The sequence below is a fragment of the Bacillus sp. MD-5 genome (assembly GCF_002201875.1).
Classification (GTDB): domain Bacteria; phylum Bacillota; class Bacilli; order Bacillales; family Bacillaceae; genus Bacillus; species Bacillus stercoris.
Map to the genome: position 1 here is coordinate 2,126,887 of NZ_CP021911.1, position 22,317 is coordinate 2,149,203.

22 protein-coding genes and 1 riboswitch are annotated in these 22,317 nt (G+C 42.5%); of the genes, 2 read left to right on the forward strand and 20 right to left on the reverse strand.

Going from position 1 to position 22,317, the window contains the following annotated elements; genetic code table 11:
- Positions 1–25: 25 nt before the first annotated feature.
- The 11 genes from sleB to CDO84_RS10520 form a co-directional block, all read right to left on the reverse strand.
- Positions 26–943, reverse strand: a complete 918-nt coding sequence (gene sleB, locus CDO84_RS10470) for a spore cortex-lytic enzyme (RefSeq protein WP_014664430.1) — start codon at positions 941–943, stop codon at positions 26–28.
- 152 nt (positions 944–1,095) lie between these two features.
- Positions 1,096–1,752 (reverse strand): glutamic-type intramembrane protease PrsW, encoded by a 657-nt coding sequence (gene prsW, locus CDO84_RS10475; protein WP_040082755.1) that lies wholly within the window; start codon positions 1,750–1,752, stop codon positions 1,096–1,098.
- Positions 1,753–1,870: 118 nt separating this feature from the next.
- On the reverse strand, positions 1,871–2,845 hold the full coding sequence (locus tag CDO84_RS10480; RefSeq protein ID WP_040082754.1) for a YpdA family putative bacillithiol disulfide reductase: 975 nt from the start codon (positions 2,843–2,845) through the stop codon (positions 1,871–1,873).
- Positions 2,846–2,953: 108 nt separating this feature from the next.
- Positions 2,954–4,228 carry an NAD-specific glutamate dehydrogenase gene (gene gudB, locus CDO84_RS10485; RefSeq protein ID WP_014664433.1) on the reverse strand — a complete coding sequence of 425 codons (1,275 nt, stop codon included), beginning with the start codon at positions 4,226–4,228 and terminating at the stop codon, positions 2,954–2,956.
- 158 nt (positions 4,229–4,386) lie between these two features.
- Entirely contained in the window at positions 4,387–4,971 is a 585-nt protein-coding gene (locus CDO84_RS10490) for a genetic competence negative regulator (RefSeq protein ID WP_003230533.1), read from the reverse strand.
- 158 nt (positions 4,972–5,129) lie between these two features.
- Positions 5,130–5,909, reverse strand: a complete 780-nt coding sequence (locus CDO84_RS10495) for a metallophosphoesterase (RefSeq protein WP_040082753.1) — start codon at positions 5,907–5,909, stop codon at positions 5,130–5,132.
- Positions 5,910–5,994: 85 nt separating this feature from the next.
- Entirely contained in the window at positions 5,995–6,438 is a 444-nt protein-coding gene (locus CDO84_RS10500) for a YpbF family protein (protein WP_014664436.1), read from the reverse strand.
- Positions 6,439–6,500: 62 nt separating this feature from the next.
- Positions 6,501–7,247: a LysM peptidoglycan-binding domain-containing protein gene (locus CDO84_RS10505; RefSeq protein ID WP_040082752.1), complete on the reverse strand. Its 747-nt coding sequence runs from the start codon at positions 7,245–7,247 to the stop codon at positions 6,501–6,503.
- A complete protein-coding gene (locus CDO84_RS10510) occupies positions 7,198–7,800 on the reverse strand; it encodes a CPBP family intramembrane glutamic endopeptidase (protein WP_014664438.1) in 603 nt (200 codons plus the stop codon). Before CDO84_RS10510 ends, CDO84_RS10505 begins: the two co-directional genes overlap by 50 nt.
- 26 nt (positions 7,801–7,826) lie before the next feature.
- The gene (locus tag CDO84_RS10515) at positions 7,827–9,317 is read right to left on the reverse strand and encodes a RecQ family ATP-dependent DNA helicase (RefSeq protein ID WP_040082750.1); all 1,491 of its coding nucleotides are present in this window, start codon (positions 9,315–9,317) and stop codon (positions 7,827–7,829) included.
- Positions 9,310–10,368, reverse strand: a complete 1,059-nt coding sequence (locus tag CDO84_RS10520; RefSeq protein ID WP_014664440.1) for a YpbB family protein — start codon at positions 10,366–10,368, stop codon at positions 9,310–9,312. Before CDO84_RS10520 ends, CDO84_RS10515 begins: the two co-directional genes overlap by 8 nt.
- 266 nt (positions 10,369–10,634) lie before the next feature.
- On the opposite strand from CDO84_RS10520, the gene CDO84_RS10525 reads away from it, so the two are divergent.
- The gene (locus CDO84_RS10525; RefSeq protein WP_003225461.1) at positions 10,635–10,883 is read left to right on the forward strand and encodes a ferredoxin; all 249 of its coding nucleotides are present in this window, start codon (positions 10,635–10,637) and stop codon (positions 10,881–10,883) included.
- A gap of 38 nt (positions 10,884–10,921) precedes the next feature.
- On the opposite strand, the gene fmnP is transcribed toward CDO84_RS10525, so the two are convergent.
- A complete protein-coding gene (fmnP, locus tag CDO84_RS10530) occupies positions 10,922–11,494 on the reverse strand; it encodes a riboflavin transporter FmnP (RefSeq protein ID WP_014664441.1) in 573 nt (190 codons plus the stop codon).
- A 153-nt stretch (positions 11,495–11,647) separates the two neighbouring features.
- Positions 11,648–11,782: riboswitch (FMN riboswitch) on the reverse strand.
- Between the two features lie 208 nt (positions 11,783–11,990).
- On the opposite strand from fmnP, the gene serA reads away from it, so the two are divergent.
- Positions 11,991–13,568 carry a phosphoglycerate dehydrogenase gene (serA, locus tag CDO84_RS10535; protein WP_014664444.1) on the forward strand — a complete coding sequence of 526 codons (1,578 nt, stop codon included), beginning with the start codon at positions 11,991–11,993 and terminating at the stop codon, positions 13,566–13,568.
- Between the two features lie 42 nt (positions 13,569–13,610).
- On the opposite strand, the gene aroD is transcribed toward serA, so the two are convergent.
- The 8 genes from aroD to resA all read right to left on the reverse strand — a co-directional run bounded on the left by aroD (position 13,611) and on the right by resA (position 22,249).
- Positions 13,611–14,378, reverse strand: coding sequence for a type I 3-dehydroquinate dehydratase (gene aroD / locus CDO84_RS10540; RefSeq protein WP_040082748.1), 768 nt, complete (start codon positions 14,376–14,378; stop codon positions 13,611–13,613).
- Between the two features lie 111 nt (positions 14,379–14,489).
- Entirely contained in the window at positions 14,490–15,596 is a 1,107-nt protein-coding gene (locus tag CDO84_RS10545) for a GerMN domain-containing protein (RefSeq protein ID WP_040082747.1), read from the reverse strand.
- Positions 15,532–16,116, reverse strand: coding sequence for an RNA polymerase sigma factor SigX (gene sigX / locus CDO84_RS10550; protein WP_040082746.1), 585 nt, complete (start codon positions 16,114–16,116; stop codon positions 15,532–15,534). The genes CDO84_RS10545 and sigX overlap by 65 nt, the downstream gene beginning before the upstream one ends.
- 204 nt (positions 16,117–16,320) lie before the next feature.
- Positions 16,321–18,090, reverse strand: coding sequence for a sensor histidine kinase ResE (resE, locus tag CDO84_RS10555; RefSeq protein WP_040082745.1), 1,770 nt, complete (start codon positions 18,088–18,090; stop codon positions 16,321–16,323).
- The gene (gene resD / locus CDO84_RS10560) at positions 18,087–18,809 is read right to left on the reverse strand and encodes a DNA-binding response regulator ResD (RefSeq protein ID WP_040082743.1); all 723 of its coding nucleotides are present in this window, start codon (positions 18,807–18,809) and stop codon (positions 18,087–18,089) included. The genes resE and resD overlap by 4 nt, the downstream gene beginning before the upstream one ends.
- Before the next feature lie 80 nt (positions 18,810–18,889).
- Entirely contained in the window at positions 18,890–20,065 is a 1,176-nt protein-coding gene (gene resC, locus CDO84_RS10565; RefSeq protein ID WP_014664450.1) for a cytochrome c biogenesis protein ResC, read from the reverse strand.
- A 19-nt stretch (positions 20,066–20,084) separates the two neighbouring features.
- Complete coding sequence (gene resB, locus CDO84_RS10570) at positions 20,085–21,713, reverse strand: cytochrome c biogenesis protein ResB (protein ID WP_040082742.1); 1,629 nt, start codon at positions 21,711–21,713, stop codon at positions 20,085–20,087.
- Positions 21,710–22,249: a thiol-disulfide oxidoreductase ResA gene (resA, locus tag CDO84_RS10575; protein ID WP_014664452.1), complete on the reverse strand. Its 540-nt coding sequence runs from the start codon at positions 22,247–22,249 to the stop codon at positions 21,710–21,712. The genes resB and resA overlap by 4 nt, the downstream gene beginning before the upstream one ends.
- Positions 22,250–22,317 lie beyond the last annotated feature (68 nt).

Consider the following 22,317-nt stretch of genomic DNA (forward strand, 5'->3'; position numbering starts at 1 on the left):
CTCTTTTTATGCTTTCTCATATCTGCTACTCACAGAAAATGTGTTTACCGATTCTTTTAATCTGCGGACGCCCCCAAATCCACGGACTTGTAGCCGTATCCGGATTAAAGTAGTAAAGTGCTTCCTCTGACGGGTCCCAGCCATTGATGGCATCCAGCACCGCTTCTCGGGCCGTTTCATTCGGCTGCATGTAAATTTGCCCGTCGGCTACTGCTGTGAAGGCAAGCGGCTCAAAAATAACCCCCGCCACTGAATTTGGAAATAACGGGCTGTTCAAACGGTTCAAAATGACTGCTGCAATCGCAACCTGCCCCTCGTATGGCTCGCCCCGGGCTTCGCCATAAACCGCTTGAGCAAGCAGCCTGATATCGTTGTTGGAAAATCCACCAGGCATGTTCGCTGCTACCGCATCCTGTTTTCTTGCTTTTGCTGGTGTATTGTTTTGCTGTTTATTCGCATTCGCTTTAGGCTGCTGCGTTGTTTTTTCCGCAGGCTGTTTCTGCCTCGCTTCCGCTTGCTGTCTTGCTTTTTGTGTTGCTGCTTTTGACGGTTTCGTCTGATACTTCAGCGGAATTTTTCCGTAATGCGTGAATGTGTTCCCTTTATTGAGCTGTTCCATAACATATTCACGATAATACTTAGATTTACATATTAAGGTATGCTTTGTTTTAGCCCCGACAAGGCCGTCAACCTCTTTTAACCCGAATTGATCCTGAAAATTTCGAACTGCCCAGTATGTTCCCCATCCATAAACCCCGTCAATTTTTCCGTTATAATATCCGTTGTATTGAAGACGCGCCTGAAGCTCGACCACATCATCCCCTGTTGCCCCTCTTTGAATGACCTGATTCGAAAAGGCAGAGATCGTTTCAGTATTAATAAACGTCGTTATTGTAAAGGAAAAAAGGATGAGACATGCCATAATCGATCCTTTGGACTTCATCTTTTCAAGCCTCCTACAGCAAATTTTTAAGTGTAATCGTATTTTCTGTAACGAGGTTATTTTTATACACTCTTTCCTTGTTATCCCTCAGAACATAAAATCTCTTTTGTAAAAACTGTACACAAAAAAGCCGCACGATTGCTGTGCGGCTTCTATACTTGCATCATATTAACGGAACGGGCTTTTTTCGCTTTACGCAAACCAAACCACCATAAAAATACCATAAATGGAAGCATGTAATAAATCCAATTACTAAGCGCTGTCAGGATAAAATCATATGATCCATGCAAAAGGGATGGGAGAACTAAAGAAAGAACAAGCCACTTCACACGCGCCTTATCAGCGGAAAAGCGCGCTTTTCCGAGGTAAAATCCCATTATCACACCAATCAAGGCATGGCATGAAACAGGCAGGAGCGCTCTGACAAACGCATGCTCCACACCGTGGCCAATTAAATAAAGAATATTTTCGAGGGTTGCAAAACCGAGTGATACACTTGCACCGTACACAATCCCGTCATAATGCTCATCAAAGTGGGCGTGCGGGTAAACACTGATTATCAGTATAAACCATTTTAATGATTCCTCTAAAAACCCTGAAGATAAAAAAGAAACGAAAAAGCTTCCGCCTCCTACATTCTCTTTTTCAAGTACATACTGGATAAACATTGTGGGAAATACAAGAACAACCCCGAGAAAAAACGACCGAAGCACCATATGTACAGGTTCATTATCATACTGATCTTTTAAATAAAAATAACTTAACAGCGCGATGCCGGGGGCAATTCCTGCAGAGATGATTGCAAACATCAGGCAACCTCTTTCCTTTATATTCCTACGTCTATCCTACCATGTTGTTTATCATTTTACATCTGTCTGCACTTAAAAAATAAAAAGAGCATACGAATGCATCATATGCTCCTCATCTTTAGTGGTTTTCTCTTTTGACGATTTCCGCTGCGATATGCCCCCCATGAAACCTGCCGTTTTCAATAAATATTTCATTTGCGTTGTTTCCCGCAGCAATAACCCCGGCAATAAAGACACCTTCAACGTTCGTTTCCATTGTTTCTTCATTGAAAAATGGACGTCCTGTTTCTTTATCAATCTCAACACCAATTTTTTCAAGAAATTGATGGTCAGGATGATAGCCTGTCATGGCAAATACAAAATCATTTTTAATGGTGATGAGTTCTTTCTCTCCGGAACGAAACACAACTTCATCCTCGGTGATTTTTTCGACACAGGCGCCAAATTCCATACGGATTGTACCGTTTCTGACGAGCGCTTCAAATTCGGGCAAGATCCACGGCTTAATGCTTGGCGAATACTCATTGCCCCTATATAAAACTGTGACACGCGCTCCAGATTTCACGAGTTCAAGGGCGGCGTCCACGCTTGAATTTTTCCCGCCGATGACCACAACATCTTTATCAAAATACGGATGGCCTTCTTTAAAATAATGAAATACTTTCGGCAAATCCTCACCGGGTATATTCATATAGTTTGGATGATCATAATAGCCTGTGGCGATGATACAATATGGCGTCGTGTAAATCTCTTTTGACGTCTCAATAACGAATGCGTTATTTTCCGTTTTCGTCACTTTATGCACCATTTCAAACGCATTAACACGAATGTTTTTCCGTTTAACGACTTCCCGGTAATACGATAGAGCCTGAATTCTGACAGGCTTCCTGTTTTCTGTAATAAATGCCACATCTCCGATTTCGAGCTTTTCACTTGAGCTGAAAAAGGTTTGATGTGTCGGATAATTGTAAATACTGTTAACGACATTGCCTTTTTCGATGACGAGGGCATCAATGCCAATTTGTTTTAGGTGAATGGCAGCAGATAGTCCACAAGGTCCTCCGCCTATAATAATTGCTTTTTCTTGAATCATTTCTGTCAACTCCTGCGATTGGCATTTCACTTCATATTTTCTATTTCCGAATAAAAAAATCTCCTATTTTATCATAGGAGATTTTTTATTTTTATGCAAATCATCAACTTATATCCAGCCTCTAAAACGCGAAGCTTCAGCCATTTTGCGTACGCCGACCATATATGCAGCTAGCCTCATGTCAATTCTTCGGTTATTAGCCATTTCGTAAATATTGTTAAATGACTTGATCATCATTTTTTCTAATTTTTCTTCTACCTCTTCTTCACTCCAGTAGAAGCCTTGGTTATTCTGAACCCATTCAAAATAAGAAACTGTTACGCCACCGGCACTTGCCAGCACGTCTGGTACAAGCAGAATGTCTCGGTCTGAAAGAATTTTTGTTCCTTCAAGCGTTGTTGGCCCGTTCGCCGCTTCAACGACAATTTTAGCCCGGATATTATGGGCATTTTCTTCTGTAATTTGATTTTCAATCGCAGCAGGAACGAGAATATCACAATCAAGCTCCAGCAGCTCTTGGTTCGTAATGGTATCGTTGAAAAGCTTTGTTACAGTGCCGAAGCTGTCGCGTCGGTCGAGTAAATAATCGATATCAAGGCCTTCCGGATCATAAAGTCCGCCATATGCATCTGAGATGCCGACAACCTTTGCTCCCGCATCATGCATGAATTTTGCCAAATAGCTTCCCGCGTTTCCGAAGCCTTGGACAACGACACGCGCACCTTTAATATCGATGCCTTTTTTCTTGGCCGCTTCTTTAATACAGATGGTTACACCTTTTGCTGTCGCAGATTCTCTCCCGTGAGATCCCCCAAGCACAAGCGGCTTGCCTGTAATAAATCCAGGCGAATTAAATTCATCAATTCTTGAATACTCATCCATCATCCAAGCCATGATTTGTGAGTTTGTAAATACATCCGGCGCCGGCACGTCTTTTGTCGGGCCGACAATTTGGCTGATCGCTCTGACATACCCTCTGCTCAGACGCTCCAGCTCTCTAAACGACATATCCCTTGGATCACAAACAATTCCGCCTTTACCACCGCCATATGGAAGATCAATTATGCCGCATTTTAAACTCATCCAAATTGAAAGCGCCTTCACCTCTTTTTCTGTTACGTTCGGGTGAAAACGTATCCCGCCTTTCGTCGGACCGACAGAGTCATTGTGCTGCGCACGATAACCTGTGAAAATCTTTACTGAACCGTCGTCCATACGAACAGGTATTTTTACCGTTAATAACCTCATCGGCTCTTTTAACAGTTCGTATACCTCTTCGGGATACCCCAATTTTTCCAGAGCCTTATGTATTACGGTTTGGGTTGATTTTAATACATCAAGTTTGTCCTCTTCTGTATGACCGGTGTTTCGATCGGCTGCCATTTGAGTTAACCTCCTAGAATCTTCTGTTTCTCACATGCTCCCTTTCAGAGAATAGTATACACCTTCATCTGATCTGTGCATAGAATAAACGTTATGTTTTTCCATGTTTTTTACCGAAAAAAAAACTGCTGTGAAATCAGCAGTTTTCCGTTGCATTCTTATGAAAAATGAGTTTGTATCGTCTCAACGGCATTACCGTCCATAATGAGCTTACCATACTCTTGCAGGCGATAAATCGTTAAAGTTGTCGGATTGCCGTATTCAGCCAGAACCGCCACAACCCCCTCAGCCGTATGTGACCCCAGATCTTCAAGGCTTAAAAAGTACTGCCCGTCATAGTGGTAAACAGTTCCCCCTGTGATACCGATTCGCTGTAAGCTTTCTGAAAGCTGAATGATATCTTCAAAGGAATGGAATTGATATATGATGTCCGCGCTTTCATCAAGCTTGACTTGCATTTCGATGTAATCATCATCATACTCATCGTCTTCTGAATCGGCGTCTTGGTTCTTTGTTACGATCACGACCATCCCTTGTGCTTGGAGAGAATACACTTCCACTGCAATCGGTCCATTCGCTTCAAAGCCGAGCTCTGTATTTGCTTCATTCATCATATCTTTAAATAACTGGTGGACTTTAAATGAGTCCTTCCAGAGGTCTTCTTTTGTCAATCCCCGGTCTGTCAAATCATCGAGGGTTAAAAAGATTTTGATCTTGTTATAATTCAGACGCTCAAGCCGCATAACGTTCCCTCCTGCCTCTACTTGCACACAAATCATATAACACATTATATGAGATGATGAGTCATAGGTTCTTAATTGTTATCAGTTTACACTGAGTTCACTAGTAAGACAAGCACAATGCAGTTTTTATTGCCATATGGATTTTCGCTTTTTAGAAGTTACTCTGGTCCGCAAAGAGTCACAATGTGTGTTTCAGGCTCAGCACCTAAACGCAGAGGCACTTTTGTCGTGCCGTAGCCGTTGCTGATCAGATAAGCCGCATTTTTAACAATGCCTGTTTTCCCCAGTTCATAAGGGCCAAATTTCCCAAACCTGATCTGACCTCCATGGGTATGTCCGCTGAATATCACATCAATACCGTCACCTTCATTGATTTGCTCATGAATCTCCGGATTATGACAAACTAGAATATTCAGCTGGCTTTTGTCAAGTTCTTTAATGGCTTCCTCATAATGATCCATCTCCATCCTGATATCATCAACCCCGGCAATCGCAATCGTATGGCCGTTGTACGAAAACGGAACTGACTCATTCCTCAGAGTGATGACACCGTGCGCTTTGAATATGGAATACAGCTTATGCTGTTTGACTTCATAATCATTATTCCCCCACACAAATACAACAGGAACTCCTAAATCAGCGAGCCTTTTGATGTTTTCCTCAATTCTCGCAATAGGCACCCCGCCCTCAGCTAAATCTCCGCCGATGATTACGAGGTGAGGGGCATGGCTTCGCGCTTTTTCCAAAAGGTCTTGATCGATAAGACGTTTGTGAATATCCGAAATAAAAAAGATGGTAAGTGGCGGCTTGCCCTTCATTTTTGATAAAGGAAACGTATGTGTTTTTAAATGGTTGCCTTTTGCAGTTGAATACATTTTTGCCGTCATTGCCGCTGCCGCAACAGTCAGCACACTGGCAATTTTCACTGATAGCTTCATAAAAACTCTCCATTCTTTTTTAGAACTTATCAATAAGACGGACAATAAAAAAAGACGTTTCTACCGTTTGAGAAAACGCCCGATTTTATTTACTTTCAAAATATAGATTAATGTCATATCTGTGCTTCATCATTTGAAAAACAGACTCTCTCGCCTTCCATTTATCCGGCTGCGGCCAAAGATCAGTGCTCTTCTGAATAATTTCGCATCTCAGTTTATGGAAATCACCCTCAGCTTTTTCTTCCTTTTTCTTAAAGTAATATGAAGTGCAGTATGCAAAAGCGGTTGCCATCATCCAAAATAAATAAAAGGTATGGCTGAGCATTTCTTGAAGTATGAGCTGAGGCGCCGGGCTTTTGACCATAATCATAAGACATAATAAGCCTAAGCAAATAAGTGAAGCCCATCGCCATCTGCGGCATTGCAACGCATAATTTTCAAATTTTTGTTTTCGCTTCACCAGCGCTTGAAGCATCTGTTTGGTCGGCGCGTCTGTAAACTGATCCAGCTGATTCCATAAGGATTCCATACGCTTCACACCTTGTCCATTTTCATTGCTACAATATATGAACGTAAAAGAAAAAAAATGCCCTATTCATCCATTAAGGGGATGTCCAAAACTTGTCCGGTGTAAACATCATTTCCATTCAGATGATTATACGCCCGAATTTTTTCTTCTCCTGTCCGGCTTTTATAATACTTCATGGAAATGCGGTATAACGTTTCTTTCTTTTGAACGGTGTGCTTGACAATGCGATTCGGCTCAGGTTGAGCTGGCTCAGCCGGCTTCTGTTGCTGTTCTTGCCGTTGTACTGTTGATTGGGAAGAGGAAGCAGCCGCGGCGGTTGCTTCCTCCTTATTTGCCGAGTCTTCTTTTTCCGCTACAGCAGTCTGTTTTTGATCAGCAGCTGATTTTGCCGGCTCTTTCGCCTTTGAATCCTCAAGCTTTTTTTTTGACTCCTTTTGCAGTGCTGTCTCTTTGGTGTCTTTAGTGTCGGCATTGTTTTTATCCTCTGATTTCGGGACAACCTCGTATTTGCTTTGGCTGCTGTCGATAAAAACATCTTCATAATCGTCATGATTATCCGGGTGGCTCTTTAAATAAAATAAGGTAACTAAAACGATAACCGGCACAAATACAAATAGTACAGCGAGTACTGTAAATAATGGCGTTTTTGTTTTGCCTTGCTTTTTTTTCTGTTCTCTTTGATTTTTTACGGATTGTCTTGTCGGGAGGCTTTCACCATCATCATCGACATAATCGTCCGCCAATGCGGCATTTTGATCTTCATAAAGATTCTGGGCTTTTCTTCTCTCTACTCTCGACATGTTCGTCATGTTTATCCCTCCTCACATGTTGAAAACGAATCTGACAGGCAAACACGGCATCAATGATAAAATGTGCCGTCATCGGAACAAATAAGTTACCGGTCCATTCATACATCAGACCAAGTAAAAAGCTGATTGCTGTCACCATAATAAATAACAGCCATTTTGACAAATACCGAAAGTGCAGAACGGCAAAGATAAGGCTGGCCGCCCAAAAACCGATATGAGTCTGCAGCACTCCTCTGAATAACATTTCTTCCGCGAAAGCAATCAGAAGCGTTAAAAATATAATATGAGGGATTGACCTCTTACTGAATATTTTTTTATTGATTCCGCCGTCATCATATAAATGATGTGGGCACCATTTCATTATTGCCATATCGGCTAAAATAACAATAACCGCTATAGAAACACCATACCAGATGATCCGCATATCGCGAATGTCCCAGAGCTTTAATACATCCCGTATATCCTCAAAAAAGAACAGCCCTACTGCAGCTGCGGCAAAGATGATGAGTAGCTGCGTCAAATATAACTGCTTCAGCATATCACGGTCAGACATATGCTGAATATAATCTTTTTGCTGTTTCAGTTCAGCTCACCTACAGTCTGCAAGCTGAATATCCGGTGCAATTCCGAACTCCAGCTGTTTAATGGCGCCCTTTTACTCCGTTCCCCTATTTGTTCATACAAGGATAAATCAAAACCGCAATGAGAACAGCACGGGAAGTTTCCGGCATCTGGCTCGTACGATTCATCAAAGTAGGTTAACAGTGACTGCCTTAAACAGCCCTCACGCTGAAGCAGAAAAGATACACGGCGCATTTTTTCCAGCTTCAGCTCCATGCGGTATGAAATTTCTTTCTTCATCAGTTCAACTGACGTTTTCCCCTGCATAAAGAGATGAATCATCATACGGGCCTGTGTCTCTCCGGCGCCATACTGCATTAATACGTCACGCAGTCTTCTCTCATCCCGCTCCTCCGTCTTCTCTAGCACACGGATCACGTCGGCGATTTCTTCAGCTGTGACACTCTCCATTTGGATAATCTGCTCCTGCAATTCAAAATCCCCTGGCGCCCGCAGCAAAATGCTGACACTCGGCTTTCCATCGCGGCCCGCTCTGCCGATTTCCTGCATAAAAGCTTCAGCCGTCTGCGGAAGGTGAAAATGAATCACATATCTGATATCAGGTTTATCGACACCCATTCCAAACGCATTCGTACAACATATCACATCAAGCTGGTTATGAATAAACTGCTGCTGAATTAAAATTCTGTCACCTGACTCCAAACCGCCATGGTAAAAGTCTGCTCTGCTGCTTGTTTTGCTTTTAATTTCACCAGCTAATTCCTCAGCCCATTTCCGTGTCGGACAATAAACAATTCCTGGACCTTGCAGGTTTTCAACCAGCTGAATGACCCTATCTATTTTTTCGGCCGCATCCGCCGCATTTTCAACCCTCAGTGCGATATTCGGGCGATTGACTGAGTTGAGATGCTGATTAGCATGCTGCAGCTCTAGCAGGTTCATGACATCTTGCAGCGTATCCTTTGTAGCCGTAGCAGTCAATGCCAAAACGGGCGGGTGTCCCAATATTTTTCTCAGTTGTCCGAGCTTTGAATAGTCAGGCCTGAAGTCGTGGCCCCATTCAGATATACAATGTGCTTCATCAATAACAAATAGGCTGATCGGGACGTTTTTCAATTTTTCCAATACATATGGAGACTGCAGGGCCTCAGGGGACAAGTACAAAAATTTATAGCGATGAATATGTTCTAAAACAAATTGTCTTTCCTGCCTGTTAAGCATGCTGTTCAAAGCGGCCGCACGCTTTTCTCCTCGGGCTTTCAGCTGCTGTACCTGATCTTCCATTAAAGAAAGCAGTGGAGAAACGATTAATACCATGCCGTCAAGCATATAACCAGGCAGCTGGTAGCAAAGCGATTTCCCTCCCCCAGTCGGGAGCATTGCAATGGTATCCTTCCCGCTGAGAATACTTCTAATAATGTCCTCCTGCCCTTTTTTAAAGGAAGTAAAACCAAAATAATGATGTAACGTTTGCTGTAATCTACTCATATTGCTGCACCTGCTTTGTCAATGCCAGTCTGATTTGAAAGTAGCTGAACCGCTGCCCCAGACCGTCACGAATTTGTTTGATTTTGTTCGTCCGCATCCGTTTGGCAAACGCTGCAATTTGGATTTGATCTTCTGCTGATACATAGTCATTAATTATAAACGCAGGCTCGTGAAGAGAAATCTCAACAATATGGTCTTCGATCGTCGCTGTTTTCAGCTTTCTGATTTCGGCAATTCGATGTATCGGGAAACCTTGTTTGACCATCTGCCATGTTTTCCTCGTTGACTCTGTCAGGGCATTATCTAAATGCACATCAGAAAGTAGATCCTTTAACAAAGCATCTTCACACTCGGGAAGAGAATGAATAAAATAATGTACCGAAGCCCAAAACATGATATAGACATACCATTCATCTTCTTTCAGCGTGTCAGCAAGCTGCCTGCTCGTATAACCGATCCGATCGTGCGAGGTTAAGGAGTAGACAAAAATTTGCGCTGCTTTGTCTTCGATCTTTTTCAAATGCGCCTCAAGCATGGCGAAAAGGCTCCTTGCCATCTCTTTATGATCCGTATGCCGGGACAGGTATTTCTTTACCCAGTGAAGTGTCTTGTAATCCTTTGTGACAGGAATATATCGCCTGCTCCCTTTCTGCTTATGGGATAAGACCTGCACAAGCAGCGAAAGCCTTTTCCAAAGCACGCTGGCAGCCTGCTGATAATGAGCACCGTGGCAATAAACGGGCCAAGGCCGCTCACTAAGGGCATGCCTCAAAACTCCTTCGCCGCTGGCTGTTACTTTGTATGTATCTGTTTCAGACAAAGGCGCGAGATATGAATGCTTTTCAAGCTTGTCAAGCGACGCAGAAATATCGTTTCTCGAACATTGCGCCGCCATTCCAAAGTATTTTGCAGTCTGAAATAAGCCGGCATCTTGAATGGTTTGTGACGATCTCTTGCCTTTGAATAGGTGAAAAACAGCGCTGCCCGACCGTTCCCCATTTATTTTGCAAAGGCAATCGAGAACCATAATATCGAAGTAATTTAATGACAACCTATTCACCCACATTCTTCCTGACAAAAATCGTTGATTTGCTCTTTTTATTTTAACAGATTTCAAACAGAAATCGACGTTTAAAGTCATCATTAAGGGGGATGTTATGTAGATAACCCCTTATGTGATAAGCATTCTCAATCATTTTTCTGTTGAAATGTGGCAGCAACATCATTACAATAAGTAAGAGGAATAGGTGTTAAATTGATTAAATTATAAAGATTGATCCATTTGTTCCACCAAGAACAATCTGGGAGGTTTTATTCATGGCAAAGTACACAATCGTAGACAAAGATACATGTATTGCATGCGGCGCTTGCGGAGCTGCTGCACCAGACATTTACGATTACGATGATGAAGGCATCGCGTTCGTAACGCTTGACGAAAACAAAGGTGTTGTCGAAGTTCCTGAGGTACTGGAAGAAGATATGATAGACGCATTTGAAGGATGCCCTACTGATTCCATCAAAGTGGCGGATGAGCCATTTGAAGGCGACCCGCTTAAATTTGAATAGAAGTAACAAAAAAAGCTCCCCGGCGGGAGCTTTTTTATTTAATGGATATGTGCACTTCGCTGCTGCTCAATCCATGGCTTAAGCTTGATAAAAATAAGTGAGAAAACAACCGTAATCACAATACCTTTTATCATGTTAAACGGCAGGATACCCGCGACGACTGCTGTTTTCAGCGCGCTGTCGGATAATGCCGGTGAATGTAAAAACCACGTGTATGCAGGAAGAATCAGAACATAATTTAAAATACTCATCAAAATGGTCATCGCTGCAGTTCCCAAAAGCAGGCTGACAGCCAAGCCCTTTGCTGAGTTGAGCTTTTTAAATAAGAAAGCAGTCGGCAATATAAAGAGTGTTCCTGCAATAAAATTCGCAATTTGCCCAACAGGAACTCCTGCCATGCTTCCCTGAATGATATACTGAAGAACATTTTTTATCGCTTCTACGGCAATACCCGCCAAAGGTCCGTAAATCAGAATGGCAATAATAGCGGGAACATCGCTAAAATCGATTTTTAAATAATCCGGAAGACCCGGAAACGGGAAATTTAACAGCATCAAAACAAATGCAATGCTGCTCAGCATACTGACCACAACTAATTTTTTTACTTTCACTTCACTCTCTCCTTTTCGATCACATCTTACTCGAAAACGGAAAGGTCCTTTTCCAGCCAATAAAAAAACCGCTTCATATATAAAAGCGGGGTTTCGAAAATTAGGCTAGGCAAAGAAACGTTTGAAAACTTTAATTTCAAAACGCTTATGAACCTCCATCTTCTCCCATCCAGACTGTACTGTCGGCTCCGGAATCTCACCGAATCCTGCTGTAAAAACAGCTCGCGGGCTTAGAGCCATTGGCTCATCACCGCCGGTAGGGAATTTCACCCTGCCCCGAAGATTGATCATATGAAATTTAGTTCCATTATAAACGATAACTGGTTGGCTGTATAGAGAATTGCTTCAAATTATAAATATTGTCTATAAGCTGTCAGAACATTGATATATTAGGCTTTACTTTTATCCTTTACTGCGTCAATACACGTTGACACTCTTTTGAGAATATGTTAAATTATCAGATATTTAGTTTGTCAATTTAGGAGGAAATCTAACGATGTTTCGAGTATTGGTCTCAGACAAAATGAGCAACGACGGTTTACAGCCACTTATTGAATCAGACTTTATTGAAATCGTTCAAAAAAACGTAGCAGATGCAGAAGATGAATTACATACTTTTGATGCTCTTTTGGTGCGAAGCGCGACAAAAGTAACAGAAGACCTTTTCAACAAAATGACTTCTTTAAAAATTGTCGGAAGAGCCGGTGTCGGTGTCGATAATATCGATATTGATGAGGCAACTAAACACGGGGTAATCGTGATCAACGCTCCGAACGGCAACACCATTTCAACAGCTGAGCATACATTTGCGATGATCTCTTCTTTAATGAGACATATTCCTCAGGCTAATATCTCAGTGAAATCCAGAGAGTGGAACCGTACAGCTTACGTCGGTTCAGAGCTTTATGGAAAAACACTTGGTATTGTAGGATTAGGCCGAATCGGAAGCGAAATTGCACAGCGTGCGAGAGCGTTCGGTATGACTGTGCACGTTTTTGATCCTTTCTTAACGGAAGAAAGAGCGAAAAAAATCGGCGTAAACAGCCGTACATTTGAAGAAGTGCTAGAAAGTGCGGATATTATAACTGTTCACACGCCTTTAACAAAAGAAACAAAAGGCTTATTGAATAAAGAAACGATTGCAAAAACGAAAAAAGGTGTTCGCTTAATTAACTGTGCGCGAGGCGGTATTATCGATGAAGCTGCACTTCTCGAAGCTTTGGAAAGCGGGCATGTTGCCGGAGCGGCGCTTGACGTTTTCGAAGTTGAACCGCCAGTTGACAACAAACTCGTTGATCATCCATTAGTCATTGCCACTCCTCACCTGGGAGCATCAACGAAAGAAGCACAGCTCAATGTCGCGGCACAAGTGTCAGAAGAAGTTCTGCAGTTCGCAAAAGGTCTACCTGTTATGTCAGCTATTAACCTGCCTGCTATGACAAAAGATGAATTCGCTAAAATTAAACCCTACCATCAAATTGCAGGAAAAATTGGCAGCCTTGTATCACAGTGCATGAAAGAACCGGTACAGGATGTTGCCATTCAATATGAAGGCACAATTGCCAAACTTGAAACATCGTTCATTACAAAAGCCCTTTTGTCAGGCTTTTTAAAACCGCGCGTTGACTCTACTGTTAATGAGGTCAATGCCGGAGGTGTCGCAAAAGAACGCGGCATTAGCTTCAGTGAAAAAATTTCCTCTTCTGAATCTGGATATGATAACTGCATCAGCGTAAAAGTGACAGGAGACCGAAGCACCTTTACTGTAACGGCTACGTATATTCCTCATTTCGGGGAACGTATTGTCGAGATCAACGGATTTAATATCGATTTTTATCCGACAGGTCACTTGGTATATATCCAGCATCAAGATACAACAGGTGTGATTGGCCGAGTAGGACGTATTCTCGGGGATAACGATATTAACATTGCAACCATGCAGGTTGGCCGTAAGGAAAAAGGCGGAGAAGCCATCATGATGCTTTCCTTTGACAGACATCTGGAAGATAAAATTGTGAAAGAACTAACAAATGTCCCTGATATTGTGTCTGTGAAGCTCATTGATCTACCATAATCAAAAAAACTCAAGCTATATAGCTTGAGTTTTTTTATTGTTCTATTCTCGTGTGTTTTTATGCAAAATGTCTAAGACACTCCTTAGCTCAGAAACAGGTATTTGGCCTGGTGCCGACGCCTCTTCTCCCGCGCCAAAAGTACAAGCCGATCCAAAAATCTCACCGCTCAGCCTGCTGATGAGCCCTGTTGCAGCCATTGACATTGTAATAATGGGACGGTCTGCATATTTTGTTTTCATTGTATACGTCGCATCAAGCAGCGTTAAAAGATCTCCAGTATCATTCGGCATGACAGCCATTTTTGGAATATGCGCGCCTAAATCCTGCATTTTTCGAAGTCTGGAAAGAATTTCATCTTTTGCAGGTGTTTTTTCAAAGTCGTGATTTGACATCACCACATAGACGTTGTTTTCTTCTGCTAGCGACACTAACGATTTTACATGTGCATCTCCTGTAAATAATTCGATGTCTATCAGATCGATGTCTTTTGTTTGGATTGCCGATTCCAGCAAAGCAAGATAGGAGCTTTCGTCTATTTCCAGGCTTCCTCCTTCTTTATGGGTTCTGAATGTAAATAGAAATAGCTCGTCCGCTAAAGACTTACGAAGCTTAGAAATCATCTTTGTGACCGCTTCTCTGTCATTCGCTTTTTCAAATACGTCAACTCGCCACTCTACAATATCCGGATTCAGAAGTTTTACAGCTTCTGCTTCATTCAAAATTTGTTTTTCCGTTTTCCCCATCAGCGGAACGATGATTTTCGGCATCCCTTCTCCGATGGAAACTCCTTTAATCGTTAACACGTTCACTCGTCTCAAATCCTTTCAATAATTACCTTGTTTTATTATACACGCACAACTTTTTTTTGAAAATTTCTATTATAAGAACAGCAACTAAAAAAGAGCCTCAAAAGGCCCTTTTTAGTTTAAGAAAATCGGATTTGGAGCAGCTGGCACCGGTATTGCATCTGATATGTCATATTTGCCGATTTTTTTCGTTCTGGTTTCCGTAAAGGTCACTTCTGTGAAGCCAAACTCTTTTGCAGTTAAAAGTAGTCCCTCAATCATTAAAATACCGGCAATAGAATCATTAACTTCTGAGTCCTTTGAGAAGCGGATATATAAGTGTTTCTGTTTCTTCGTTACAGATTGGACAGCACCCGCTTGAATAAGAGGTCTCGTATCTTCTTGGCTGTTCGATTCCATTTCCATAATCGCTTCTTTTACTGTATCAAAAGAATTTTTTGACGGAACGAGAAAGTCTTGTCCCTGTTTATTTTGGTACAAGTAGTAGGATCGTTTTGACTGTTTGGGAATCGAAATTTCCGTAAAAGTGCCATATGAGCCAATCCGAACCCCAGGCTCATTTTGATCCGAAAGAAATTTTATTTTTTCATAAGGACTCCATTTTAAGGATTCTTTCAGCAATTTTTTTAACAGTGTATCATCTTTTACAGAAAAAGCCGTAATAGGCTGATGGACTCGTACACTTAATTCCTTCTGCTTTGGGTTTTCCTTTATTTCTACTTCATCTATGAAGGATGGAATCGTAATGGCATGATCAAAGATATCCAATTCACTACTTACAAACAGCATATCCTGTATCGTTTGGTATGCATTTGTTTTTTGGATGCTGATGGGTATGATTGCGGATGTATCGGCATCAGCAACCGCTACAGTGATGTAATTGTCTTGTTCCTTTTCAGGTACAACATACGATGTCTGATCCAGGGATGATGCAGCTTTTGGGCTGTCTTCTGACTCAGTTTTCGTTACTGCGTGCTCTTGGGACGCTTCTTTTTGTTGAGGCTGTGCCTGATCAAAGAAATGAGGAGAAATAATGAAGGCGATATAAACCGCAATTGCAGCGGCACACGCGGGGCCAATCCACCTGACAGCGGGCTTTTTTTTACGCTTTGCCATCGTCAGCCGCTTGTAAATATCCTGAGGCGAACGATGGTCTTTAACTGCCGGAAGTTGACTTAGCAACTCCTTTATCTGTTCTTCGTTCCATTCTGACTTCATCATCCATTAGCTCCTCCCTCAAAAGCTCCATATGTTTCCGAAGTACTTTGAGCCCTCTGTGTTGGGTCGTTTTTACTTTGCTTTCCGAGAAGCGCAGAGCTTTGGCTGTTTCCTGTATTGAATATCCCTGAATAAACCGCAAGATAATCACAGCTCTTTGATCGATCGTACATTGATCAAGTGCAGCATAAATTTCCCGGGCATTTTCATGTTGAACCGCAAGTTCGTCCGGAAGCAATTGCTGATCCCTGACATTCTGTGTATCCCAGTCAAATGTGCCAAGTATACGCTGTCTGATCGTTTGCTGTTTACGGAACCAGTCTATCGCTACATGGCGTGCGATAGACAAAAGCCATGTTTTTTCACTGCTTCTTCCTTCAAACGTATGATAAGAATTTAATACACGGATATAAACCTCTTGAAGAAGATCTTCTGTCTGGTTTTTATCCTTTACCATATAAAATAAAAATTGGTACAAATCTTGATGATATGTATCATATAATAATTGAAAGGTTTCTTCCATTTGAAACCCCTCCGTTCACTTTTTTGTCGTATGAATAGCTTGAAAAGTTACATTACAACTATATTACGAGAAACTGGAATTTGGAAGGGAATTTATATTAACATATCCTTAAATTTTATTAATGTTGGCTATTAAAAAAAACACCCGCTCAATCAGCGGGTGTTTCTTATGGAACAAGATTCTTCGGCAAATTCAGACTCGATTTTACCGTTTTGTCGGAATATAAAAAGTAAATGTTGTTCCTTTATCTATTCGGCTGTGCACAGTAATCGATCCGTTGTGGGCTTCCACGATATTTTTAACGATAGCCAGCCCTAGACCGGTTCCTGCTCTGCCCCTTGTCCGCGCTTTATCTGCCTTATAAAACCGCTCAAAGATAAATGGCAGATCTTCTTCTGGTATGCCGGATCCGGAGTCTTTGATATCAACTTTCAATCCATCCTTTACAGAATGGACTGTAATGGAGACACTGCCTCCAGATGAAGTATGACGCAGCGCGTTATCGATCAAATTGGTAAATACCTGCTCCATCTTGTCTTCATCAAACATAAATTCCTCTTCTGCGAGAGAAATGTCATGATGTAAAGCAATATCTTTTTCTTTAGCAACACCGGAAAACTTCCGAATAATCTTCTCTAAAAATTCATTGACATTGATTTTTTCATAATGCAAACCTGTATGGCCTGATTCCATTCGGGCTAAATCAAGCAAATCATTAACTAGTCGGCCCATTCGGAGCGATTCGTCATAAATGATTTGGGCGATTTCTTTCCGGTCTTCTTCAGAGCTTGCAATGTCATCGACAATCGCTTCACTGTATCCCTGTAGCATAGAGATCGGTGTTCTCAGCTCATGACTGACATTTGCGATAAAGTCCTCCCGCAGTTTATCAAGGCGGCGTTCTTCAGTCATGTCACGCAGTACGGCAACTGCTCCTCTGACGTGCGATTCCGCGTAAAGCGGCGACATCAAAAGCACCCATGATCTGCCTTGCAGCGTCATCTCAATCATTTGTTCTTTTTCAGTGCTGACAGCATTTTGGAACAGTTCTTTTGCTTCAGGCGGAAGGTTGTCGCCTTCTTTGATATTCATGTTCTGCTCATAATACCACGCCTGAAGAAAACGTTCAGCCGGCGGGTTAGTCACAAGAATCGTACCGTCAATATTAATGGTAATAACCCCGTCAGCCATACTGCTCAAAATGTTAGAAAGCTGCTCTTTTTCTTGATTGAGTGCATTGATATGAAAGTTAAGCTGCCGGCCCATTTGATTAAAAGCGGTCGCCAGTTCACCGATTTCATCCTGGGTTAAGATCGGGATTTTTGTATCGAACTTGCCCTTCGCCAAATCCTGCGCGCCTTCTCTCATTTTTCGGAGCGGGTACGTGACCCTGCTTGATAAAAAGAATGCGAAAAATGTGGTCAGCACTATCGCGATCCCCGCGGCAAGAAAAATATAGCGGGTCGTATGTTTTGTTGTATCTTTAACGGCAAGCAAAGACTGGGATAAAAAGACCATGCCTTTCTTTCCGTCTTTTTCATACGGGACACCTACAATCAAGCGTTCATTATCCGTATCTGTATCGCTCAGTCCCGTTCGTTTGCTTACTTTTTTATGATCTCGGAGAGCTTTATTTAAGTCTTTGTCATGCTGTATTTGCTCAACCGTAATAGACGACAGGCGATTTTTGTCATTGGGAGAATACCAGTACTTCTTCTCATCCTGGATGATGGCAATGCTTGTTAAGTTATCAGCGAGCTCCCAAGTGATTGACCGTGCCAGTGCCTGGTCCTCGTGATTTTCCAAGATGACAGCTACTTTATTCGCAAGCTGTGTTAAATCATTCTCGGCTTCTTCCACATGGTAGTTTTCAATAAACTCCAGCAAAAGAACCGTTAAAATGAACAATACGATCAAGACGAGTGAAAGGATCGTAAACCACAGCTTGCCTACTACGCTTTTCCAAAATTTCATTCAGCGCCGACCTCAAATTTATAACCTACACCCCATACGGTGACAATTTTTTTCGCAGCTTCCGGAGATACCTTGTTCAGCTTCTCTCTCAGGCGTTTGACGTGAGTGTCCACTGTCCGTAAATCACCAAAAAACTCATATTGCCACACTTCTTTCAGAAGCTTTTCCCGATCATACACCTTGTCAGGCGTTTTCGCTAAGAAGTATAGAAGTTCATACTCTTTTGGCGTCAGGCTTACTTCCGTTCCATCAGCCGTTACGCGGTGAGCATCATGGTCAATAGACAAATGTGAAAACACGAGCACATTTTTCGTCGGTGTATTGGCATTGAAATAAGAGGTTTGGGATGCTCTTCTCAAAAGAGCCTTTACCCGCAGCACGACTTCTCTCGGACTAAACGGCTTGACAATATAATCATCTGTGCCCGCTTCAAACCCCTGCACCCGGTTTGCTTCTTCTCCTTTTGCGGTCAGCATGATAATGGGTGTCGCTTTTTTTTCGCGAATTTGCCGGCACACTTCAATTCCGTCAGTTCCCGGCATCATCAGATCAAGCAAAATCAGATCATAATTGGCTTCAAGCCCTTTGGCAATGGCTTCATCACCATTTTCCGCTTCATCTATAACATAATTTTCACGTTCAAGATACATTCTTAAAAGGCGGCGAATTCTGGCTTCGTCATCAACTACTAATATTTTTGTTTCGTTCGTTTGGTCCATGTTTTCCCCCTGCTTTCCTTCTGTTACTTTCATTTTATCAAATCGTGAGAAAGTTTGAGAACTGTATCGCTTTCAAAGGACTATGCATAAGAATGAAGTCCGGCAAGCACTAGATTTACGAATATTAAATTAAACATAATAATAGCAAAACCGATTACGGCCAGCCATGCTGACTTCTCACCGTGCCAGCCTCTTGACAGTCTTAAATGCAAGTAAGCCGCATAAAACAAAAACGTGATCAGCGCCCATACTTCCTTAGGGTCCCAGCCCCAAAATCTCGTCCACGCGAGCTGAGCCCAAATCATCGCAAAGATCAGTGCGCCGAGCGTAAAGACCGGAAACCCGATTGATACGGCCCTGTACCCAACCTCATCCACCAGATCAAGATTGACGTTTTTCACAAGCGGATGTAAAAGAGCGCTGATTCTTTTTCTGATGATCAGACGAAGAGCCCCATACAACACAAGACCTGCTCCAAATGACCAAATGACAGTGTTCACTTTTCTGCCTGAGAAAAGCGCGGGAAGATCAACAAGCGGTTCCATTCTCCCCTCGGTCAAAAGCTCTCCCTGATGCGGACCGACAAGCGCAGGCATTTCGTACACCATCACGCTTTTTTCTTTATTTTTATCCACCCAGTTAAACTCCGCTTCATAGCCCGCAAGACGAAATGCTGATGTAATCGCAATAAAGGCGACGGTTGTGACCAGGATAAACATAATCGCTTCAAGCCAGAAGGTTTTTTTGCTTGGTTTTGTCTGGTCTACATGCTTCAAAAGAAAGATGACACCAGCGACAAAGCTGATGGCAAGTATAGCTTGCCCAAGCGCGGCCGTTGTTACGTGAATATACAGCCAATTGCTTTGGAGCGAAGGAATTAAAGGCGAGATATCTGTCGGAAACATGCTGGCGTAGGCAATCAGCAGTAAAGCGATTGACAGCGTAAACAGGCCTAATGAAGGCAATCTATAAATAAAATAAAGAATAATAAACGCCAAAACAAGCATCATGCCAAAAGCGGTGGTGAATTCAAACATATTGCTGACCGGCGCATGGCCGCTGGCAGCCCACCTTGTGATGAAATACCCAAGGTGGCAAATAAACCCAACAACAGAAAGGGTGATTCCAATGTTGGCCCATCGGTTTTGCCTGCCCTTTTTATCTTTATTTCCCCGTATGGCCCCGCCGAAAATCGGGACAGCGATTAAATACACAAGAAAGGCCGCATAAAGAAAATTTCCGCTCAGCTCTGCCATGACATCACTCCCTTTTCGCCTATTTCTGTGTTTTGATTAATTCTTTTTGGTCCGCCGGTTCAGTCAGTCCGGAATCATCCAATATAAATGCTATATCCTTCTTCAGGCCAAACCAGTTTTTATTGGTATGCCCCGCCACCATGACTGCGCCGTCCTGTGAGTGCAGCCAGATTCTTCGATGCTGCCAGTACATACCTTGAATGACACCGATCATAAAAATGGCTCCGCCGACAGCAAGCACCCAGAGTGTCAGATCCTTTCTGACTGTAAGTCCCGTAATGTTTTTCGTTTCGACATGGTCAAATTTCAGCTTGTATTTATTGCTGCCTGATCCTTCGATGGTTTCTTGGATGGCGACAAAGCTCTTTTCACCCTTTGGTTTATCCGGCGTTATGATATTAAAGACAAAAGCCGGGTTGTTAGGGATCTTTGTTTTCGTGCTTGGTTGTCCGTCCTGATTAAAATAGAAGTCTGGCAGATAGCTGGCGATTTCCACTTTGTAACCGTTGCCAAGATCATAGACCGAATCTGGATCCAGAAGGTTAATCTTCAGGCTTCCAAAAGATTTTTTTGTTTTTTTATCAATCAGCTGGAACACCATTTGGTCAAGCTGATTTTCTTTATAATCCACCTGGTAAACGGAAAAAGAATCAAAGCGCAGCGGCTGATTGACAAGGATGTCTTCTTCTGTTACTTTTTTCAGCTTCGGCTTTTCGCCATAAACAATTTTTCCTTCTCTCTTGTAGAGAACGGCATCGGTTTGAAAGTTCTTTGCCACTCTCCCGTCCCCGACTCTGTCAATGGCATCTGCAAATACCTTTTTTTCCGTTTTGCTGTTATAGGTCTCTACGCTGAATTGATTGTTTTTCAAGTAGTATTTCCCGTCTGTACCCGGAATTGCTGCGGTTTCGCCTTCTCTGACCCAAAGCGTCTCATCGACGTACATGCCCGGCACAAATCTCAGCATCGCACCAATCAGAAAGATGATCAATCCAATGTGGTTGACATACGGACCCCAGCGGGAAAATCGGCCTTTTTCAGCAAGAATGCTGTCCTCTTTTTCTCTGATTCTATAATGTTTTTTCTTTAATAGGGCAACTATCTTTTCTTTTGCTTCCCCGTCCAGCACAGTAGCCGTTTCACTGAACAAGCGCTGCCTTCTTAAAAAAGCTGGGTTCCTTCTGATGCCTTGGTTTTTTAATGCTCTGTACAACGGAATGACACGGTCAAGGCTGCAAATCACGAGCGAAATGCCGATCGAGGCAATGAGCAGCAAATACCACCAAGAACCATATAAATGATGAAACCCGAGCAAATAATAAAGCTGGCCAAACACGCCGTACTGCTCCTTGTAATAAGTCTCGGCCTGTGCGCCCGGAGGCAGATAGGCTTCCTGGGGAAAAATGGTGCCGAACGCTGATGCAGCAAGGGTTATGACAATAAGCCATATTCCCACCTTAACCGAGGAAAAGAAATTCCAAATTTTATCGATAATTGTTTTGTTATAGGTTTGCGAACGTCTTGCGCTTCCGTCATATCTCATATCAGCGAGCGGAGGCTGAGTTTCCTGGAGAGCCCTCCCGCACGATTCACATAAAACGGTTCCGACCGGGTTTATATGTCCGCATTTACATTTGACTTGCTTCATCCCGAAGCTTCTCCGGGTTTTATGAGATTCATATAATCGTGTATCATGCTTTCTGTCATAGTGCCGGTCACCACCTTGACAACTTTTCCTTCCGGATTAATCAAAAAGGTTGTCGGAAGCGGAGATACGTCGTAGGCATCAAGCACTTGGCGATCTGTATCCAGAACAACCGGGAAATTCACTCCGTAGGATTTCATAAAATTATGTACTGCTATCTTTGACTCCCCAACATTTACAGCGACAATTTCAACACCTTGGTCTTTAAAATGCTTATATTGGTTTGCCATATAAGGAAATTCTTTTTTGCATGGTTCACACCATGTACCCCAGAAATTCAAAAAAACACCTTTCCCTTTTAAGTCACTGAGCTCGATACGTTTCCCATTCGTATCCTCAAGGACAAAATTCGGTGCGTCGGACCCTTCGGATATACTTTCTTTGTCGGCAAATACAGCGTTATAAATGGTATAGCCAAGTGCGCAGATTAAAACGAGAAGGATGCCGGTCCGAATGAATAATCGCCTTTTTTTCTTCATTGTCCACTGCCCCCTTCCCCCTATTGCAGATCCATTCAATTATATCATTGCAAGTTCATTTCACATTT

Bases quoted from the DNA above. Each gene is read 5' to 3' on its own strand.
- serA (WP_014664444.1), top strand. From the start codon at position 11,991: ATGTTTCGAGTATTGGTCTCAGACAAAATGAGCAACGACGGTTTACAG.
- resE (WP_040082745.1), bottom strand. From the start codon at position 18,090: ATGAAATTTTGGAAAAGCGTAGTAGGCAAGCTGTGGTTTACGATCCTT.
- CDO84_RS10490 (WP_003230533.1), bottom strand. From the start codon at position 4,971: ATGCGGCTTGAGCGTCTGAATTATAACAAGATCAAAATCTTTTTAACC.
- CDO84_RS10515 (WP_040082750.1), bottom strand. From the start codon at position 9,317: ATGAGTAGATTACAGCAAACGTTACATCATTATTTTGGTTTTACTTCC.
- CDO84_RS10505 (WP_040082752.1), bottom strand. From the start codon at position 7,247: ATGACGAACATGTCGAGAGTAGAGAGAAGAAAAGCCCAGAATCTTTAT.
- CDO84_RS10500 (WP_014664436.1), bottom strand. From the start codon at position 6,438: ATGGAATCCTTATGGAATCAGCTGGATCAGTTTACAGACGCGCCGACC.
- CDO84_RS10525 (WP_003225461.1), top strand. From the start codon at position 10,635: ATGGCAAAGTACACAATCGTAGACAAAGATACATGTATTGCATGCGGC.
- CDO84_RS10480 (WP_040082754.1), bottom strand. From the start codon at position 2,845: ATGATTCAAGAAAAAGCAATTATTATAGGCGGAGGACCTTGTGGACTA.
- gudB (WP_014664433.1), bottom strand. From the start codon at position 4,228: ATGGCAGCCGATCGAAACACCGGTCATACAGAAGAGGACAAACTTGAT.
- CDO84_RS10495 (WP_040082753.1), bottom strand. From the start codon at position 5,909: ATGAAGCTATCAGTGAAAATTGCCAGTGTGCTGACTGTTGCGGCAGCG.
- CDO84_RS10510 (WP_014664438.1), bottom strand. From the start codon at position 7,800: ATGTCTGACCGTGATATGCTGAAGCAGTTATATTTGACGCAGCTACTC.
- prsW (WP_040082755.1), bottom strand. From the start codon at position 1,752: ATGTTTGCAATCATCTCTGCAGGAATTGCCCCCGGCATCGCGCTGTTA.
- resD (WP_040082743.1), bottom strand. From the start codon at position 18,809: ATGGACCAAACGAACGAAACAAAAATATTAGTAGTTGATGACGAAGCC.
- sigX (WP_040082746.1), bottom strand. From the start codon at position 16,116: ATGGAAGAAACCTTTCAATTATTATATGATACATATCATCAAGATTTG.
- CDO84_RS10545 (WP_040082747.1), bottom strand. From the start codon at position 15,596: ATGATGAAGTCAGAATGGAACGAAGAACAGATAAAGGAGTTGCTAAGT.
- resA (WP_014664452.1), bottom strand. From the start codon at position 22,249: ATGAAGAAAAAAAGGCGATTATTCATTCGGACCGGCATCCTTCTCGTT.
- resB (WP_040082742.1), bottom strand. From the start codon at position 21,713: ATGAAGCAAGTCAAATGTAAATGCGGACATATAAACCCGGTCGGAACC.
- resC (WP_014664450.1), bottom strand. From the start codon at position 20,065: ATGGCAGAGCTGAGCGGAAATTTTCTTTATGCGGCCTTTCTTGTGTAT.
- sleB (WP_014664430.1), bottom strand. From the start codon at position 943: ATGAAGTCCAAAGGATCGATTATGGCATGTCTCATCCTTTTTTCCTTT.